16 protein-coding genes are annotated in these 16242 nt (G+C 73.1%); 6 read left to right on the top strand and 10 right to left on the bottom strand.

Annotated features, from left to right (window positions below; all coding sequences use genetic code 11):
* Positions 1 to 142 precede the first annotated feature (142 nt).
* Positions 143 to 379 carry a DUF397 domain-containing protein gene (locus HCN08_RS09705; protein ID WP_167982521.1) on the top strand — a complete coding sequence of 79 codons (237 nt, stop codon included), beginning with the start codon at positions 143 to 145 and terminating at the stop codon, positions 377 to 379.
* 83 nt (positions 380 to 462) lie between these two features.
* Positions 463 to 1365, top strand: coding sequence for a helix-turn-helix domain-containing protein (locus HCN08_RS09700; protein WP_167982520.1), 903 nt, complete (start codon positions 463 to 465; stop codon positions 1363 to 1365).
* A gap of 123 nt (positions 1366 to 1488) precedes the next feature.
* Here the strand turns inward: HCN08_RS09700 and HCN08_RS09695 are convergent, their stop codons facing one another.
* From HCN08_RS09695 to HCN08_RS09675, 5 genes are all read right to left on the bottom strand, one after another.
* Positions 1489 to 2304, bottom strand: a complete 816-nt coding sequence (locus tag HCN08_RS09695; protein WP_167982519.1) for an SAM-dependent methyltransferase — start codon at positions 2302 to 2304, stop codon at positions 1489 to 1491.
* Positions 2305 to 2408: 104 nt separating this feature from the next.
* Entirely contained in the window at positions 2409 to 4247 is a 1839-nt protein-coding gene (locus tag HCN08_RS09690) for a coagulation factor 5/8 type domain-containing protein (protein ID WP_240969928.1), read from the bottom strand.
* Positions 4248 to 4694: 447 nt separating this feature from the next.
* A complete protein-coding gene (locus tag HCN08_RS09685) occupies positions 4695 to 5501 on the bottom strand; it encodes a DeoR/GlpR family DNA-binding transcription regulator (protein WP_167982518.1) in 807 nt (268 codons plus the stop codon).
* 108 nt (positions 5502 to 5609) lie between these two features.
* Positions 5610 to 6044: an SRPBCC family protein gene (locus HCN08_RS09680; protein WP_167982517.1), complete on the bottom strand. Its 435-nt coding sequence runs from the start codon at positions 6042 to 6044 to the stop codon at positions 5610 to 5612.
* A 54-nt stretch (positions 6045 to 6098) separates the two neighbouring features.
* A complete protein-coding gene (locus HCN08_RS09675) occupies positions 6099 to 7121 on the bottom strand; it encodes an AraC family transcriptional regulator (RefSeq protein ID WP_167982516.1) in 1023 nt (340 codons plus the stop codon).
* A 297-nt stretch (positions 7122 to 7418) separates the two neighbouring features.
* On the opposite strand from HCN08_RS09675, the gene HCN08_RS09670 reads away from it, so the two are divergent.
* The 4 genes from HCN08_RS09670 (at position 7419) to HCN08_RS09655 (ending at position 13377) form a co-directional block, all read left to right on the top strand.
* Positions 7419 to 9068: a cellulose binding domain-containing protein gene (locus HCN08_RS09670; RefSeq protein ID WP_167982515.1), complete on the top strand. Its 1650-nt coding sequence runs from the start codon at positions 7419 to 7421 to the stop codon at positions 9066 to 9068.
* Between the two features lie 202 nt (positions 9069 to 9270).
* On the top strand, positions 9271 to 10680 hold the full coding sequence (locus HCN08_RS09665) for a cellulose binding domain-containing protein (protein ID WP_167982514.1): 1410 nt from the start codon (positions 9271 to 9273) through the stop codon (positions 10678 to 10680).
* 296 nt (positions 10681 to 10976) lie between these two features.
* Complete coding sequence (locus HCN08_RS09660; RefSeq protein ID WP_240969926.1) at positions 10977 to 12203, top strand: right-handed parallel beta-helix repeat-containing protein; 1227 nt, start codon at positions 10977 to 10979, stop codon at positions 12201 to 12203.
* A 94-nt stretch (positions 12204 to 12297) separates the two neighbouring features.
* Positions 12298 to 13377, top strand: coding sequence for a methyltransferase (locus tag HCN08_RS09655; protein ID WP_407648724.1), 1080 nt, complete (start codon positions 12298 to 12300; stop codon positions 13375 to 13377).
* Positions 13378 to 13453: 76 nt separating this feature from the next.
* On the opposite strand, the gene HCN08_RS09650 is transcribed toward HCN08_RS09655, so the two are convergent.
* The 5 genes from HCN08_RS09650 to HCN08_RS09630 form a co-directional block, all read right to left on the bottom strand.
* The gene (locus HCN08_RS09650) at positions 13454 to 14167 is read right to left on the bottom strand and encodes a class F sortase (protein ID WP_167982513.1); all 714 of its coding nucleotides are present in this window, start codon (positions 14165 to 14167) and stop codon (positions 13454 to 13456) included.
* A 207-nt stretch (positions 14168 to 14374) separates the two neighbouring features.
* On the bottom strand, positions 14375 to 14818 hold the full coding sequence (locus HCN08_RS09645) for a hypothetical protein (RefSeq protein WP_167982512.1): 444 nt from the start codon (positions 14816 to 14818) through the stop codon (positions 14375 to 14377).
* Between the two features lie 192 nt (positions 14819 to 15010).
* Positions 15011 to 15340 (bottom strand): TcmI family type II polyketide cyclase, encoded by a 330-nt coding sequence (locus HCN08_RS09640; RefSeq protein ID WP_167982511.1) that lies wholly within the window; start codon positions 15338 to 15340, stop codon positions 15011 to 15013.
* Between the two features lie 107 nt (positions 15341 to 15447).
* Complete coding sequence (locus tag HCN08_RS09635) at positions 15448 to 15918, bottom strand: SRPBCC family protein (RefSeq protein ID WP_167982510.1); 471 nt, start codon at positions 15916 to 15918, stop codon at positions 15448 to 15450.
* Positions 15919 to 15921: 3 nt separating this feature from the next.
* On the bottom strand, positions 15922 to 16179 hold the full coding sequence (locus tag HCN08_RS09630) for an acyl carrier protein (protein WP_167982509.1): 258 nt from the start codon (positions 16177 to 16179) through the stop codon (positions 15922 to 15924).
* Positions 16180 to 16242 lie beyond the last annotated feature (63 nt).

The following is a 16242-nucleotide window of genomic DNA, read 5'->3' as shown; positions in this document are numbered from 1 at the left end:
AATCGGCGGCGCACACAACAAATGCAATTGCATCGGGAATTGCAGCTGCACTTGCCGGGTAGAGAACCCCGGTGAGTGCCGCGGCCCGCGGTACCGGAGCGGCTGTCGAGCCGACGAGATGGGAACGGAAGGACGGCAAGCGATGGAGCAGATCGACAACGGCGTCCAGGCCAGCGGCATTCCCGGCGTGGAATGGATCAAGAGCGCCCGCAGCAACCAGAGTGGCAACTGTGTCGAGGTTGCCCAACTTCCCGGCGGGGGCGTGGCAGTTCGCAATTCCCGCTATCCCGACGGCCCGGCTCTGGTATACACACGGGAAGAGATGGCCGCATTCGTCGAAGGCGCCAAGGACGGCGACTTCGACGCCTTTACGGTGTGAAGCCGGCGGTGTGACGTCCGGAGGGCGGACCCGCGGGCTTCGCGGTGCAATACTGGCCTGTCCAGTATCTTTCGGGAGCCCACATGTCCGCTTCTCCGCAGCCCGCGTCGCCGTTACCGCTGTTCGAACGACGCCCTGACATGGGCGCGCGGGCGATGTCCCGGGTGCTGGGCAACTACCTGCGCGCCCTGCGGGAGAACAGCGGCTGCTCCCCGGCCACCGCCGGCGCCCACATCCGCGCGCACGCCTCGAAGATCAGCCGGATGGAGACCGCGCACGTCTCCCTCAAGGCCCGCGACGTCGACGAACTGCTCCAGCTCTACGGCGTCGACGACGCCGAACGCGCCGAGATCGCCCAGCTCGTGCAGCGCTCCGCCAAGCCCGACTGGTGGCAGTCGTACGGCGAGGTCGTGCCCGACTGGCTCCAGCAGCTCATCGGCCTGGAGCGGGACGCCCACCTGGTGCGCACCTACGAGACGCAGTTCGTCCCCGGCCTGCTCCAGACCGAGGACTACGCCCGGGCCGTCGTCCAGAGCGGCCACCGGCTCGCGCCGCCGCAGGAGAACGCCAAGCGCGTCGCGCTGCGGCTGGAGCGGCAGCGCAGGATGACCGAGCCCGGCGCGCCCGTGCTGTGGGCGCTCGTCGACGAGGGCGTGCTGCACCGCCCGGTCGGCGGACCCGCCGTGATGCGGGCGCAATTGCGGCATCTGCTGGACATGCTGCGCCGGCCAGGCGTCCGGCTGCAGATCGCCTCCTACACCGCGAGCGCCGCCGCCACACCGGGCACCGCCGTCACCTATCTGCGCTTCGGCCAGGGCTTCCTGCCGGACATGGTCTATCTGGAGCACATGACCAGCGCGGTCTACCTCGACCGGCTCGACGACGTCGACCACTACCGTGCCGCGCTGGACGAACTCAGCGCGCTCGCCGCGACACCGGCCGCGAGCCGGGTGCTCCTGGAGCAGGCCCTGCAGCGCTACCAGTGACCCGCGCCGGCGACACCCGCGCCGCCCACGACGGCCGAGGGGCCGCCGCCGGAATCCCGGCGGCGGCCCCTCGTCGTCCGCTCTCGGTCCGTTCTGCGTCCGTTCTCCGTCCGTCCGGGCGGCTCAGACGATACGGCCGACGCCGCCGAACTCGATCCACTCCAGGCTCGGCTGCTTGGGCACCAGATCGGTGTCGGGGCGCCATGTGGAGACCTCCACCAGGCCCGGCTCCAGGATCTCCGTGCCCTCCAGGAAGCGCCGCACGTCCTCCTCGCGGCGCACCTCGCCCCAGTTGCCGTTGGTGCTGCGGGCCATGAACTCGGTGACGCCGCGCCGGGTCTCCTCGTCCTCGCTCACCAGCTGGCACACCACCAGGAAGCTGCCCGGCGGCACCTTGGCCGCCGCGCGCCGCACCACACCCGCCGGGTCGTCACGGTCCGGGATGCAGTGCAGCACCGACACGAACAGCACACCCACCGGCTCGTCGGTGTGTATCAGCCGCTTGACCTCGTCGTGCGACCAGATCGCCTCGGTGTCGCGCATGTCCGCCTGGATCACCGCGGTGTTCTCGTTCTGCTCCAGCAGCGCCCGGCCGTGGGCCAGCACGATCGGGTCGCTGTCGATGTAGACGACCCGGCACGCCGGATCGACCCGCTGCGCCACCTCGTGGACGTTGTCCTGCGTCGGCAGGCCGGAACCGTGGTCGACGAACTGCCGGATCCCGTAGTCCTCGGCGAGCCGCCGGACCACCCGGCGCAGGAAGGAACGGTTGTTCAGGGCTAACACCTTGGTGCTGGGCACCTGTTTGAGGAGTTCCTCGGTGGCCGCCCGGTCGGCCGGGTAGTTGTCCTTCCCGTCCATCAGGTAGTCGTACATGCGGGCCACGCTGGGCACCGTCACGTCGATCCGTTCCGTCAGCGGCACATCCCCGTCGTCCATCGGGTTCCTCACGGCATCGTCGGCCCGGCACTCCCGGGTCAGGAGTGTTCTGGAGCACACTCATCCTAGGCAGCCGCCGCCCCCCGGTCGATACCGACGGCTCGTCAGGTGGCCGGGTAGGCCACGACGTCGACCGGTACGGTGGCCGTGCCCTGCGCCGGGCCGCCGTGGTCGTTGATGACGTGGTCGATGACGCCGGCGCCGTTGAGCGAGACCGTCAGCAGGTCGTGGAAGCGCACCCCGTCCCTGACCGGCGCCTGGAAGCCCTGCGCCACACGGATCGTCGGGTCGACGGTGAAGAAGCAGTAGCTGCCCAGGCCCCACGCCTCGTGGTGGCGCACCGACTCGGCGACCTTGTACGCCGGGTAGCCGTCGGCGCCGTGCCGGCGGTAGGCGGCCTGGTTCGGCGGGTCGTAGGGCAGCTCGTTCTGGAACATCACGGTCCGGCCGTGCTCGCCGTTCCAGAGCACGTTCTCCTTCTGGAAGTGCTCCACGAACAGCCCGGTGGCCAGCACATGGTCGCCGTTGACGACGACGCCGTGCTCGGCGGTGTTGACCGTCCAGCCCACCCCGCTGCCGTGGTCGGCGCGCCATGCCCAGATGTGGTCCAGCAGCACGTTGTCGCTGTTGACGACCAGCGCGGTGCCGGTACGGCCGGGGCCCGCGCCGCCGATCCGGAAGAACACGTCCTGCACCGACGTCGGGTCCAGCGGGTCGCTGCGCCGCCGCCCGCTGCCGATCTCCAGCAGCGCCTTGGACTCCGCCTCGGCCGCGTCGAAGAGCAGCCCGGCGATCCGCACCCCGCGCACGTCGTCCACCCGCATCGCGACCGCGCCGGTGACCGGCGTGAGGGTCGCGAACCCCAGGCCCAGCACGACCGTGCCGGCCCACTTGACCTTGACGGTGCCGGTCAGCTTGTAGATGCCGGGGGTCAGCAGCAGGTGCTTGCCCTGCGCCAGCGCCTTGTTGATGGTGCGCACCGAGTCCGAGGGCCGGGCGATGAAGAACTGCTCGATGGGGATGGAGCTGCCCGGCGTGTGGCCCGCGCTCCAGGTCGCGCCCGCGGTGTCGTGCCGCAGCGCCGGCAGGAAGACCCGGTAGCGGCCGGTCGCGTCGACGTACAGGAACGGCTTCTCACGGCTGACCGGGGTCGTCGGCAGCGTCGTGTAGGGCGGGTCGGGGAAGGATTGCTCGGGCGCGCCCTGGACGCCGGCGAAGACCTGGTTCCACACGCCGTTGGACCAGCTCGCCACCGCGCTGTTGCGGGTCAGCCACTGCTGCTGCGAGGCGTTGACGACCTGGCCGTCGACGACTGAGTCGGCCATGAAGCCGCCGCTGGAGAAGCCGCCCTGGCGCGGGAAGAGGAAGAGCTGCCCGCGGATGTGCACCCGGCGCAGCGGCGCGGCCTGCGACACCGCCCACCAGTTGACGCCGTCGGTGGGGGTGACCGACAGGTTCTCCGCCGAGCGCCAGAAGTTGGTGAGCGCGCTGTCGCCGCCGCCGGGCTGCGGCTGGCCCTCGACGCGCACGGCGCCGTTGACCGTCACGTCGTCGGGGGACAGGCCCAGGCCCGCCACCGAGGTGTAGTAGCCCAGTTGGGCGTCCACGTCGTAGCTGCCGGGCTTGAACAGGAAGGCGAACCGGCCGGTGCCGAACTCGCTGGCGACCTGCTGCTGGGCGGCGGCGTCGAGGGCGGCCTGGATCTCGGCCGTGGGGGTCGTGGGCCCGAAGACTCGCACGTTCGGGCCGAAGTCGGGCTCGGGCGGGGCCGGATGGCGGTCCTGGCCGCGGGCCGCCGCCGGCGCCGCGGCGGTGCCCAGCGGCACGGCCGACGCCAGGGCGGCGGTGGTGATGAACGAACGGCGGCTCAGGCCACCGCCGTCGGTGGCCTCGTGCGGTTCGGTGTCCGGGAGTTCACTGCCAGCGGCCCTGAACGACGACATGCGATGACCACCTTCTGCAACCCGAGGTCGGCTGCCCCACGGAGAGTGTGGGCGCGATTGAGAGCGCTCTCTCGGAGACGTACCCTGCGGGCTCCGGCAGGCGGTGTCAAGATCTTGTGAGAGCGCTCTCGGCGCGGGCTGACACCCCTGCTCACAGCCGTACCACCCGCCCCGATGCGCCCCGCGGGCCGGCCGGCGCGCGCGGGCGGCACCCGGCGTGCGCGCTGCCGCGCGCGGGCTGCCCTCCCGCCGGTGCGGCGCGCTGACCTGCTGCTTCGCCGGCGGAAGCCGCCCGTCCCCGGCGGCGGGCAGCACCGGGCGCGGAGCGTCGCCGGACGGACGCGGGGCGCGATTACGGTGTCGTAACTGTTGCGTGTGCGTCAGGTCGCGGGAGCCTTACGCGCAGGTGGGCGCGGCGGCTGCTGCGCGAGCGGGCCGGGGCCCCGGTCAGACGGTGACGACCTCGACGCCGGCCTCGGCGAAGCCGGCGAGCGCCTGGCGGGGGGCGGCGGCGTCGGTCACCAGGGTGTCGACGGACTGCGTCGCGCAGATCCGGGCGAAGGCGCGGCGGCCGATCTTGGAGGAGTCGGTGGCCACCACGACCCGGCGGGCGCGCTCGGCGAGCAGCCGGTTGGTGCTCGCCTCGTCCTCGTGGTGGGCGTAGACGCCCTCGGCCGGGTCGATCGCGTCGATGCCGAGCACCGCGATGTCCAGGGTGATCTCCCGCAGCACCCCGCCGGCCAGCGGGCCGGTCAGCTCGTAGGACTGCGGGCGGGCGACACCGCCGGTCAGCACCAGCTTGATCTGCGGGCGGATCACCAGCTCCGCCGCGATGTTGAGGGCGTTGGTGACCACGGTGAGCAGCGGCGGCCGGACCGTGCCGCCGGCCCCCGGCGCGCCGTCGGTGAGGTCGCCGCGCAGCGCCAGCGCCCGGGCGACCTCGGTCGTCGTCGTGCCGCCGGTCAGCCCCACGACCTCGCCGGGCCCGACCATCGCCGCCACCGCCGCCGCGATCCGCTGCTTCTGCGGGGCGTTGCGGGCGGTGCGGTAGCGCAGCGGCAGCTCGTACGACACGCCGTGGGCGACGGCGCCGCCGCGGGTCCTGATGAGCATGTGCTGCTCGGCGAGCTGGTCGAGGTCGCGGCGGATGGTCGCCGCCGACACGTGCAGCGCCTCGGCGGCCTCCTCGACCTCGACCCGGCCGTGCGCGGCCAGCAGGTCCAGCAGCGAGGTCCACCGGGCGTCCCGTGACACGGAAGGCCACCCCTTTCCACCGCGTGACCTGCGGGCGCCGTCCGCCCGTGCGTGCCGCAAGACTCGCATACCGGCGCCCGGCCGGACGACCCGGCGCCGGGGGCCGCGCTACGACGCGGGCGCGGCCTGCTCGCTGCGGGACCTGATGCCCTGCCCCTCCAGCGCGAGGTAGCGGCGGATGGTGCCGCCGAGCAGGAAGGCCAGCGGCCAGGCCAGCACGCCGGACTGCTCCAGGCCGAGCGTGAGCGCCGTGCCGTCGCCCGAGGGCTCCAGCAGGTGCCGGGCCCGGGAGACGACGCCGGGGGCGCGGGACTCCCAGGTGAAGGACGTGCCCTCGACGAGCCCGGTGACCGTCCACACCGCCGGGCGCAGCCGCGGCTGGCGCACCTCGAAGCGGGCGCCGACCGCCAGGCCGGGCCCGTCCAGGCCGCGGACCGACGTCATGGACTCGGCCAGGCTCGGCCAGTCCTCCACCGCGGTCAGCACCTGCCAGACCCGCGGGGCGGGTGCGGCGGCGGTGACGGCGTACGAATAGCCGGGCATATGTGCTCCTCCTTCCGACCGGGGGAAGCCAGCGTAGCCACCCCTCACACCCCGTCAGTCGGCGGCCGTCCTCGGCGGCGGCAGCTCCGCCTGGGCCCGCCGGTAGCGGCCCGGGGCCTGGCCGCGCCACCGCTTGAAGGCGTGCGCGAAGGCGAACTCCGAGGTGTAGCCCACCCGGGAGGCCACCGCGGCCAGCGGCAGCGCCGAGTCGGCCAGCAGGCGCGCCGCGAGCGTCATCCGCCACCAGGTCAGATACGCAAGCGGCGGCCGGCCGGTCAGGGCCGCGAAGCGGCGGGCGAACGCGGCCCGGGACAGCCCCGCCTCGCGCGCCAGCCGCTCGACGGTCCAGGGCGCGGCGGGGGAGCGGTGCATCGCCCGCAGCGCCGCGGCCACCGGCGGGTCCGCCAGCGCCGCCGCCCAGCCGCCGGTACGGTCCACCGCCCCGCCGGGCCCGGCCGCCTGCTCGGCCCGCCGCGCCCGGTCGGCGTACCACGCGCGCAGGACGTACGGCAGCAGCGCGTCCAGCAGCGGCGGGACGAGCACGTCGGTGCCCAGCCGGGGCCGCTCCAGCTCACCGGCCAGCAGCCGCACGGCGGCGGCGACCTCGGGGTGCCGCGCGGGCGCCGCCGGCAGGTGCAGCACGGGCGGCAGCTCGGCCAGCAGCGGGTGGACGTGCCGCGGGTCGTAGCGGTAGCCGCCGCTGAGCAGCGCGGTCACCTCGCCGCCCGGGGCGGGGCCGGGCTCGTCGGCGTACGGCGTCGCCGGCGCGGGCACGTGGGCCCGCGGGCGCTCGCCTGCCGCGTCCTGCCCACCTGCCCGGGGGACGTCGCCCAGCGCGTACCCCAACCCGTGCGGCACCACCAGCACGTCCCCCGGCCCGGCCCGCGCGGTGGCCGCCGCCTCGGCCGCGCCGCGGCCGGCGGGGCGCAGCACGCAGGTGCCGGAGAGCACCACGTGGACGGCCGCGGTGCCCGGCGCGGGCGCGAACTCCCGCGCCCACGGGGCGGCGTGGCGCACCAGCCCCCAGCGGGGCCGTCCGGTGCGGGTCGCGGCGACCGCGTCGCTGAGGATGTCCACGTCGGGACGCTACCCAGCGCCGAGACGCGCACGCAGACTGCCGGCGCGCCCGGGCACGGGACGTCTCCGCCGGCGGTCCGCCCCGCGCCGCCCGTACGCCTTGCGCGCCGGTCGCGCGCTGCCCCGGTCCACCCCGGAGCGGCGGGTTCCGCGGTCGGTCCCAGCTCTTGACTTTCCGTCAGCCGCCAGTACCTTCATGGTGCTTAACCGGTACAGCCCAAGAGTCGCCATCCGGCTCCGCTGTCACCCGCAACAGCCTTCCTGTCAGGGAACGTCCACACATTCCGAGGAGAATGCATGACACTCCCAGCACGGCGCGTCTGGCTGGCGGCCCTCGCCGCGGTGACGACGGCACTGATGGCGGCGCTCCTGGCCATCGCCGCCCCGGGTCCCGCCCGCGCCGCCGCGGCCACCGGCTTCGTCCAGCGGTGCGGCACGCACTTCTGCGTCGACGGCAAGACCGCCTACTTCGCCGGCGCCAACTCCTACGACCTGTTCACCTTCGGCAGCGGCTCGGGCGACACCGAGACGCAGTACATGGACAAGGCCGCCATCGACAGCGAGATGGCGAACATGGCGGCGGACGGCGTCACCGTCGTGCGCACCTGGATGTTCGACCACGAGCAGTGGCACGGCTTCGAGCCCGCCAAGAACACCATGAACGAGCAGGAGTGGGCCGAGTTCGACTACATCCTCTACTCCGCCGCCCAGCACGGCCTGCGCGTCGTCCCGGCGCTGGAGAACTACTGGACGGCCTACGGGGGCGTCAACACCGTGCTCGGCTGGGAGGGCGTGTCCACCGCCAACTCCGGCTACTTCTTCGACTCGACCAAGTGCCCGGGCTGCCTTGCCGATTACGAGTTCTACGTCGACTACGCGCTCAACCGCGTCAACCACTACACCGGCGTGGCCTACAAGGACGACCCGACCATCTTCTCCTGGGAGTTGATGAACGAGCCGCGCTACCAGGACGTCAACCCGGCCGACAACACCGTCGGGGCGACCTTCCGCGCCTGGGAGGACACGGTGGGCGCGCACATCAAGAGCATCGACTCCCACCACATGGTCGACAACGGCATCGAGGGGCAGGGCAGTTCGTACGGCTACGGCAGCGACAACGGCGTGCCGTTCACCTACGAGTGCCAGTCGGCGTACATCGACTTCTGCTCCGCGCACATCTACCCGACCGAGGGCTGGGCCAACCTGTCGGTGAGCGCCACCCAGGCGCTGGTCGCCAAGTACGTCAACGACGCCCACACCGGCGCCGGGAAGCCCTTCTTCCTGGGCGAGTTCAACACCTCCACCAGCACCCGCAGCACGTACTGGCCGGCCATCTACAGCACGTTGGAGGCGAACAACGGGGACGCCGACGCCTTCTGGTGGTACATGAACAGCAGCAAGGACGGCAACTACGGGGTGATGCACGGCGATTCGGTGCTGAGCTACTTCACCGCGCACTCCAACGCCGACAAGGCCAAGAGCGGCGGCGGCACCACCCCGCCGACGACGCCCCCGACGACCCCGCCGACCACGCCCCCGACAACGCCCCCCACGACCCCGCCCACCACGCCCCCGACCACTCCGCCCACGACGCCGCCGACCACGCCCCCGACGACGCCGCCGGCCGGCAGTTGCTCGGTGAACTACCACATCGACGACTGGGGCACCGCCTTCAATGCCAACGTGACGGTCACCAACGGCAGTTCGGCCGCGCTCAACGGCTGGTCGCTGGTCTTCTCCTTCCCCGGCGCCCAGAAGATCACCAACATCTGGAACGCCGTGGCCACCCAGAGCGGCAAGCAGGTCACCGCGACCAACGCCGCCTACAACGGGTCCGTCCCGGCCGGCGGCACCGTCAGCTTCGGCTTCAGCGCCTCCTCGACCGCCGGCACCAACGCGGTCCCGGCGTCCTTCACCCTCAACGGCAAGGCGTGCGCGGTTTCCTGACCCCGCAGCGCCGGTGCCGCGCGGTCCCCCGCCGCCTCCCCGCGGCGGGGGACCGCGCACGTCCACCGCAGGGCACAACCGCTTACCCGGTTCAGCCCTGGCCGCCGGGACGTCACAACTGCCGGTCGCCGACCGTTGACGCGGCACATCGGCGCGGTAAATATGGGAGCGCTCCCATTCCCCCCACGTCAAGGAGCCGTCCATGCGCGCACCCGCGCAACCCCGACGCCGGCCGCCCCGCAGACTCCTGCTGGCCCTCGCCACCGCCTTCGCCGCGGCCCTGGCCTACGTCCTGACGATGCTGCCCGCCCCCGCCGCCACCCCGCAGTCCCTCCCGGCGGCCCCGGCCGCCGCCCAGGCCGACGTCACCGGCAACGCCACCCACTTCGACGGCCTCGGCCAGCCCTACGGCGGCTGCGGCATGCCGCAGGCCGACCTCGACTCACCGGACTTCGTCGCGCTCAACGTCTTCGACACCCCCGGCGACTACACCATGTACCCGCGCCCGGTGCCCGCCTCGCAGAGCTCGATCATCGGCGCCTGGGACAACGGCCACAACTGCGGCCGGTACGTGCAGGTCACCATCGGCGACTACTGCACCGGGACCAACGACGGCGCCCCCGGCCAGCCCTTCTGCCGGGGCGGCAGCTGGACGCAGGACTCCTACGACGGCGCGACCCTCACCATGCTGGTCGCCGACAGCTGCGCCGACGCCAACGCGTGGTGCCGCGACGACCCCAACCACCTCGACCTCGACACCGCGTCGCTGGGCCACTTCACCCAGAACGGCGCCCCCGTGACCGGCCTCGCGGACCACTGGAACAACCGCCATGTCTCCTGGCACTACGTACCCGCGCCCGGCTACACCGGCGACATCAAGATCGGCTTCCTCCAGGGCGCCCAGCGCTACTGGGGCGCGGTCTCCGTCTCGCACCTGCCCAACGGCATCCACGGCGTGGAGTTCTACGCGGCCGGCGCCTGGCACGACGCGCAGATGAACAGCGACATGGGCCAGTCCTTCATCCTCGACCCGATCACCACCGGCGGCACCGACTTCCGCATCCGGGTGCGCGACGTCACCGACGCGTACGTCTTCGGCGGTCGCACCTACGACTTCTCGCTGCCGGCCTCCTGCTCGGGCACATGCGCCGCCGCCTACACGGGCGTCACCTACACCGCCTCCGGCGGCGACGGCACGACCCCGCCGACCACGCCGCCGACCACGCCCCCGACCACCCCGCCGACGACCCCGCCCACCACGCCGCCGACAACCCCTCCGACGACGCCGCCGACCACCCCGCCCGCCTCCGGCGGCTGCTCGGCGGCCGTGCACATCACCAGCTCCTGGTCCGGCGGCTTCCAGGCCGACGTGACGGTGCAGAACACCGGCACCCGGCAGATCGGCGGCTGGGCCGTACGGCTCACGCTGCCCTCCGGCGTCCAGGTGAGCAACATCTGGAACGCCGCCGTCGACACCTCGGCCCCGGCCACCACCGTGCGCAACGTCTCCTACAACGGCACCCTCGCCCCGTCGGCGAGCACGTCGTGGGGCATGACGCTCAGCGGCTCGGGCCAGGACCTCGGCACCCCGGTGTGTACGGCGTCGGGGTGACGCGCGGGGTATCGGTGTGAACCCTGCCGACTTCCCGGCGCGCCCCCGGTGATGACGGACCGTGACCGCCACCATGGGCATCACCGGACGGCCGCCCCGTGGCTGCGTACGGGACGGCCGTCCGGCCTCCCCGGATGACGGAGCACGAATGGCGCGCCGACCAGGGCGGAAATAGCGTCGAGAAGCGTTCGCCGCCCCCTGCCGGAGGGGGCGTTCGCGAGCGCGATCCGATCAGCGTCCTGGGACCTCGGGCAGTGCTGTCGCTCTGCCGGGTCGACGAAAGGCAGGTCAGAGCGATGCTCGTACGTCACACCAAGTACCTGGCGGGAGCCATGACGGTCGCGGCGCTCGGCGCCGGGGCCGTCGTGGCGCCCGCCGCCCACGCGGCGTGGAATGTGCATGTCGTCCGCGAGGGGCAGTCGATCCAGGCCGCGGTCGACGCCGCCGCCCCGGGCAGCACCGTCCTGGTCATGCCCGGCACGTACCGGGAGAGCGTGCAGATCACCCGCAACGTGACCCTGATGGGCTCGGCCACCGGCCAGGTCGTGCTCACCGCCCCGGCCGGCGCCGGGAACGCCGCCGCCGGCGGCGAGGCCGGCGCGACCGGCTACGCGCCCGCGCCCGGCAACACCAAGACCTCCACCACCGGCGCCGACATGGGCGCCGCAGGTGCCCAGAGCGCCGCCGCGCAGCCCGAGCAGGGCACCACCGTCACCGGCACCACCACCCAGGCCGCATGCGCCGCCGCCGGCCACGGCGTCTGCGTGACCGGCCCCGACGGCCACCCGCTGACCGCCGTGCGGATCGAGCAGCTCACCGTCACCGGCTTCCGCACCGACGGCATCGACGCCTCCGGCACCGACGGCATGGTCGTACGCCATGTGGCGGTCACCGACAACGGCTCCCAGGGCATCAGCCAGGAGAAGTCCACCCGCGCGGTGCTGCGCGACAACCGGGCCACCGGCAACGGCCAGTCCGGCATCTTCGTCGCCAACCTGGTCAACGCCGAGGGCGGCGCCCTCGACACCCGCGGCACCGTCATCGCCGGCAACACCCTGTCCGGCAACCGCATCGGCGTGACGATCCGCCGGGCACGCGTGCTCCAGGTCCAGGACAACACCGTCACCGCCAACTGCGGCGGCGTCTTCGTCGTCGGTGACGAGAACAACCCGAAGGCCGGCGACCTCGACATCCGCCGCAACAAGATCACCGACAACAACAAGTTCTGCGCCGCCAACGGCCGGCTGCCGGTCATCCAGGGCACCGGCGTGCTGCTCACCGGCGCCGAGGACACCCGCATCACCGACAACACCATCAGCGGCAACGCCGGTACCTCCCCGATGTCCGGCGGCGTCGTGCTGTACCCGAGCGAGGTCGGCGTCGCCGACCGGCGCGACCAGGTCAGCGGCAACACCCTGTCCGGCAACAAGCCCGCCGACCTCGCCGACCGCGACACCAAGGGCGACGGCAACACCTTCAGCGCGAACTCCTGCGCCGTCTCCGAGCCGGCCGGCCGGTGCTGACCGGCCGGCACGCCGGTCCGCCGCGGAACCCCCGCCCCCGCCCGCTCCCGATCCCGCCCCCGACCCGGCACGACCGAAAGGGCCGACCATGACCATGACCCAACCGGCCTCGGCGCCCCAGGCGGAACCGCCCGCCACCCCCGCGCCGCCGCAGCATGCCCCCGACCAGTCGGTGATGCGGCTGCGCGAGCTGGTCTTCGGCGCCGCCTGCGCCGCGGCGATCCGCGCCGCCGCCCGGCTCGGCGTCGCCGACGCGCTCGGCGAGGAGCCGGCCGGCACCGAGGAACTGGCCCGGACGGTACGCACCGAGGCCCGGCCGCTCGGCCGGCTGCTGCGGGCGCTGGCCAGCTACGGAATCTTCGCCGAGCAGCCCGACGGCCGCTTCGCGCACACCGCCATGTCCCGGATGCTGCGCGAGGACGCCCCCGACTCGCTGCGCAACATCGCCCTGTGGTGCACCGAGCCGTGGACGTGGGAGGCCTGGCCGCGCCTGGACGACGCGGTACGCACCGGCAAGGACGTCTTCGGCGACCTGTACGGCAAGCGCTTCTTCGAGTACCTGCACGACGACGCGCCCGAGTCCGCGGCGGTGTTCGACAAGGCGATGTCCCGCTCCAGCACGCAGTCCGCCCGCGACGTGGTGGACGCCCTCGACCTCACCGGGGTCGCCACCGTCGCCGACATCGGCGGCGGCCAGGGCCGGGTGCTGGCCGGGCTGCTGGAGCGCCACCCCGACCTGCGCGGCACCCTCCTCGACCTGCCCAAGGTCGTCGCGGGCGCCGACCCGCGGCTGCGCGAGGGCGGTGCGCTCGCCGACCGCGCCACCCTGCTGCCCGGCGACTGCCGCAAGCAGGTGCCGGTCCAGGCGGATCTGTACGTCATCAAGAACATCCTGGAATGGGACGACGACAGCACCCGCAGGACGCTGCGCAACGTCGTCGCCTCCGCCCGCCCCGGCGCCCGGGTGGTGGTCATCGAGAACCTGGTGGACGACAGCGTGTCCATGCGGTTCACCACCGCCATGGACCTGCTGCTGCTGCTCAACGTCGGCGGGCAGAAGCACACCAGGGAGAGCATGGTGACCCGGATGACCGAGGCCGGCCTCGTGGTCGGCGAGGTACGCCCGGTGGGCCCGTACCTGCACTCCTTCGACAGCGTGGTGCGCGGCGCCTGACCCGGCGTCGGACACCGCGCACGAACCGGCGGCCGGCCCGGGGACATCCGGGCCGGCCGCCGGTCGGCGCTGCGGGTCAGCCCTTGCGGGACGACGTCAGATGCGCGAAGACCACGACGTTGTCGGTGTAGTCGCGCTTGGTGCGGTCGTAGGAGCCGCCGCAGGTGATGATCCGCAACTGCGGGTCGGGCGTGCTGCCGTAGACCCGGTCGTTGGGGAAGTCGCCCTTGGAGAACTCCTCGACGGAGTCCACGGTGAAGGTCGCCACCGTGCCGTCCGACCGGGTGATCTCCGCGGTCTGGCCGGGCTTGACCAGGCGCAGCAGCAGGAAGACCGCGGGGCCGGTCTTGGTGTCGACGTGCCCGGCCACGATCGCCGGCCCGCGCTCGCCCGGGGTCGGGCCCTCGGCGTACCACCCGACGAGGTTGGTGTTGCCGGCCGGCGGGGCGTTGAGGTTGCCGGCGGCGTCCAGGTGCAGCGGGGTGAAGGGCGCGTTCACCGCGATGCTCTTGATGACCAGCCGGGTGGGGTCGGCCTTCGCCAGCGGCGGCACCGTGACCATCGGCACCGGGGCGACCACGCCCGGGGCGGTGGCGGTGGCGGAACTGCTGGGCGGCGCGGCGGCGGAGGCGGGCGGGGCGGGCAGGCCGCGGCCCGAGGAGTCGACCGAGTTGTAGATCATCAGGGCGCCGATGGCCGCCGAGGCGACCGCCCACCGCAGCGTGCGCGAGCGTGCGGGGGGTGCGGCGTCCGCCGTGCCTCGTGGCGTCGGCGGGTACTGCTGGGACATGGGGCGATGCCTTTCATCGGCTCGCGGACAAAAGCTTCCGGCGCGGGAGCCGGATATGCCGTGGCCACCGCCGCGGGAAGCGACGGTGGCCACGGCAGGAGACAGCGTGGAACGTGCCGGCCGGTGATTCAGCCGCTCACCGGCCCGGCGGCCCGGTCCGGCCGGAACCCGGCCGGATCAGGCCCGGTCAGGCCCGGTCGGACCGGGTCAGGCCAGGCCGCCGACGGTGGTGCGGCGACGGCGCAGCGCCACCGCACCGGCGCCGAGGCCGCCGAGCAGCAGGACGGAGCCGGCCGCCATGCCGCCACCGGTCAGCGCCATGCCGCCGCCACCGGTGTGCACACCGCCGTGCGGGCGGTGGCCGTGCCACGAACCGGCGTCACCCTGCTGGGTGGTGGCGTCGTCCGAGCTGACGGCGGAGCTGTCGGAGCCGGTCGCCGAGCTGTCGTCGGCGGCGCTGTTCTGCGTGCTGTTCTCGGCGCCGTTGCCGGTGGCGGCCGAGGACGAGCTGTTCTGGTGGGCGGAGTGCGACGAACCGTGGCTGCTCGGGTCGTACGCGTTCACGGCACCCGTCGCGTGGGCGGCCGGGGCGGCGATCGCGAGGACTGCGGTGAGTGCAGCGCCGGCGAAGAGGGTGCGGGCAGTGCGCATGGTGAGGGTTTCCTTCCGTCGCGTCTGCGTCGGCCGACAGGCGGTCGGTCGAAGCGAAGCGCAGGAGCGACGTCTTCACCGTCAGTCACTCGCACCACACGCGCCACCGGAGGAGGCCGCAAGGGGGTGATCCTTGGGCCCTCCGGGTGGTGGGCTGCGCCGTACGGAGGAGGGCGCGGGGTCCGCGGGCGGTCAGAGCGCGGCGCGGTCCCAGCGGTAGAACTCCTTGGCCATCGCGTCCTTGGGGGAGCGCCAGGTCGCCGGGTCGTAGGCGCTGACGTGCGACGACAGCCGCTCGCTGATGTCCTGGAACTCCGGGTGCGAGGCGTGCTGCGCGACCGAGGGCCCGGGCGGGGAGTCGGCCTCGATCAGATGGAAGTAAAGGTCGCCGAACTGGAAGAGGCTGCGGCCGGTCACCCCGATCAGCCGCGGCAGTTCGCCGCGGTCGGAGGTGCGGAAGACCTCGGCGATGTCGTCCGCGGAGCCGGGGGCCATCCGGGCGACGATCAGAGCGCGGTGCACGGTGGACGTCCTTCCCTGGGGGAGTGCTGCTGGGGGTGCTGGGGGGTGCTGTGGAGGTGGGGGAGGCTGCGGCGGCCCGGGCGGGGCGGACCCGCCCGGGCACGGCGTCAGTTGGGGACGGCGACCTGCTCGCGGGCGCGCTTCTCGATGGTGTCCCGGATCAGCTCCAGCTGGACCACGGAGTTCGCGTTGATCCGGGCGGTCATCCCGGCGTCGTCCACCGGGGCGTCCGGCTTCATCGCGAAGTCCTGCACCCAGCGCATCCGCGTCCCGCCGGGGACCTCGTGGTAGCTCCAGAAGATCTCCATGAACTCGAACGGCCCGGTCTCCACCCGGCGCGCGGTGACCGTACGGGTCTCGGGCACCGGCTCGCGCTCGGACACCCAGCTCCACACGGTGCCGTTCTCGTCCGGGTGCATCGTCAGCCGGAAGGTGGTCTTGCGGCCCTGGCGCTCCAGGATCTCCACCGACGCGTACTCGCTGAACAGCTGCGGCCAGTGCTCCAGGTCGTTGGTCATGTCCCACACGACGTCCATGGGGGCGCCGATGACGATCTCGTTCTCGGTGTGCGCGGCCATGGCTCAGGCCCTCGCCTTCAGGACGTTGTTGACGACGTCCAGCAGCTCCCGCGGGGTGCGGCAGGCGTCGGCGTCGGCGGGGATGGTCGCGCCGTGCTCGTTCTCCAGCGCGCCGACGATGCCGAGCAGGCCCAGCGAGTCGAGGCCGAAGTCGGCGAACGGCGTGTCGGACTGCAGCTCCAGGTCCGCGGGGTCGACGATGACGCCGGCCCGGCGCTCCATGAGCGCGGCCAGTTCGGTGTAGCTCAGTTCGGTGTGCATTGCGGCTCCTTGCCTGGAAGGGGGAGTGGGACCGTGGCAGACGTACGGCCAGGGCGTGTGCGG

Source organism: Actinacidiphila epipremni (genome assembly GCF_012034175.1).
Lineage (GTDB): Bacteria > Actinomycetota > Actinomycetes > Streptomycetales > Streptomycetaceae > Actinacidiphila > Actinacidiphila epipremni.
This window is presented reverse-complemented; position numbering and strand designations above follow the sequence as displayed.

Coding starts and splice junctions, on each gene's coding strand:
- HCN08_RS09695 (WP_167982519.1), bottom strand. CDS start 2,304: ATGGACGACGGGGATGTGCCGCTGACGGAACGGATCGACGTGACGGTG.
- HCN08_RS09650 (WP_167982513.1), bottom strand. CDS start 14,167: ATGTCCCAGCAGTACCCGCCGACGCCACGAGGCACGGCGGACGCCGCA.
- HCN08_RS09700 (WP_167982520.1), top strand. CDS start 463: ATGTCCGCTTCTCCGCAGCCCGCGTCGCCGTTACCGCTGTTCGAACGA.
- HCN08_RS09690 (WP_240969928.1), bottom strand. CDS start 4,247: ATGTCGTCGTTCAGGGCCGCTGGCAGTGAACTCCCGGACACCGAACCG.
- HCN08_RS09645 (WP_167982512.1), bottom strand. CDS start 14,818: ATGCGCACTGCCCGCACCCTCTTCGCCGGCGCTGCACTCACCGCAGTC.
- HCN08_RS09705 (WP_167982521.1), top strand. CDS start 143: ATGGAGCAGATCGACAACGGCGTCCAGGCCAGCGGCATTCCCGGCGTG.
- HCN08_RS09670 (WP_167982515.1), top strand. CDS start 7,419: ATGACACTCCCAGCACGGCGCGTCTGGCTGGCGGCCCTCGCCGCGGTG.
- HCN08_RS09655 (WP_407648724.1), top strand. CDS start 12,298: ATGACCCAACCGGCCTCGGCGCCCCAGGCGGAACCGCCCGCCACCCCC.
- HCN08_RS09635 (WP_167982510.1), bottom strand. CDS start 15,918: ATGGCCGCGCACACCGAGAACGAGATCGTCATCGGCGCCCCCATGGAC.
- HCN08_RS09630 (WP_167982509.1), bottom strand. CDS start 16,179: ATGCACACCGAACTGAGCTACACCGAACTGGCCGCGCTCATGGAGCGC.
- HCN08_RS09665 (WP_167982514.1), top strand. CDS start 9,271: ATGCGCGCACCCGCGCAACCCCGACGCCGGCCGCCCCGCAGACTCCTG.
- HCN08_RS09680 (WP_167982517.1), bottom strand. CDS start 6,044: ATGCCCGGCTATTCGTACGCCGTCACCGCCGCCGCACCCGCCCCGCGG.
- HCN08_RS09660 (WP_240969926.1), top strand. CDS start 10,977: ATGCTCGTACGTCACACCAAGTACCTGGCGGGAGCCATGACGGTCGCG.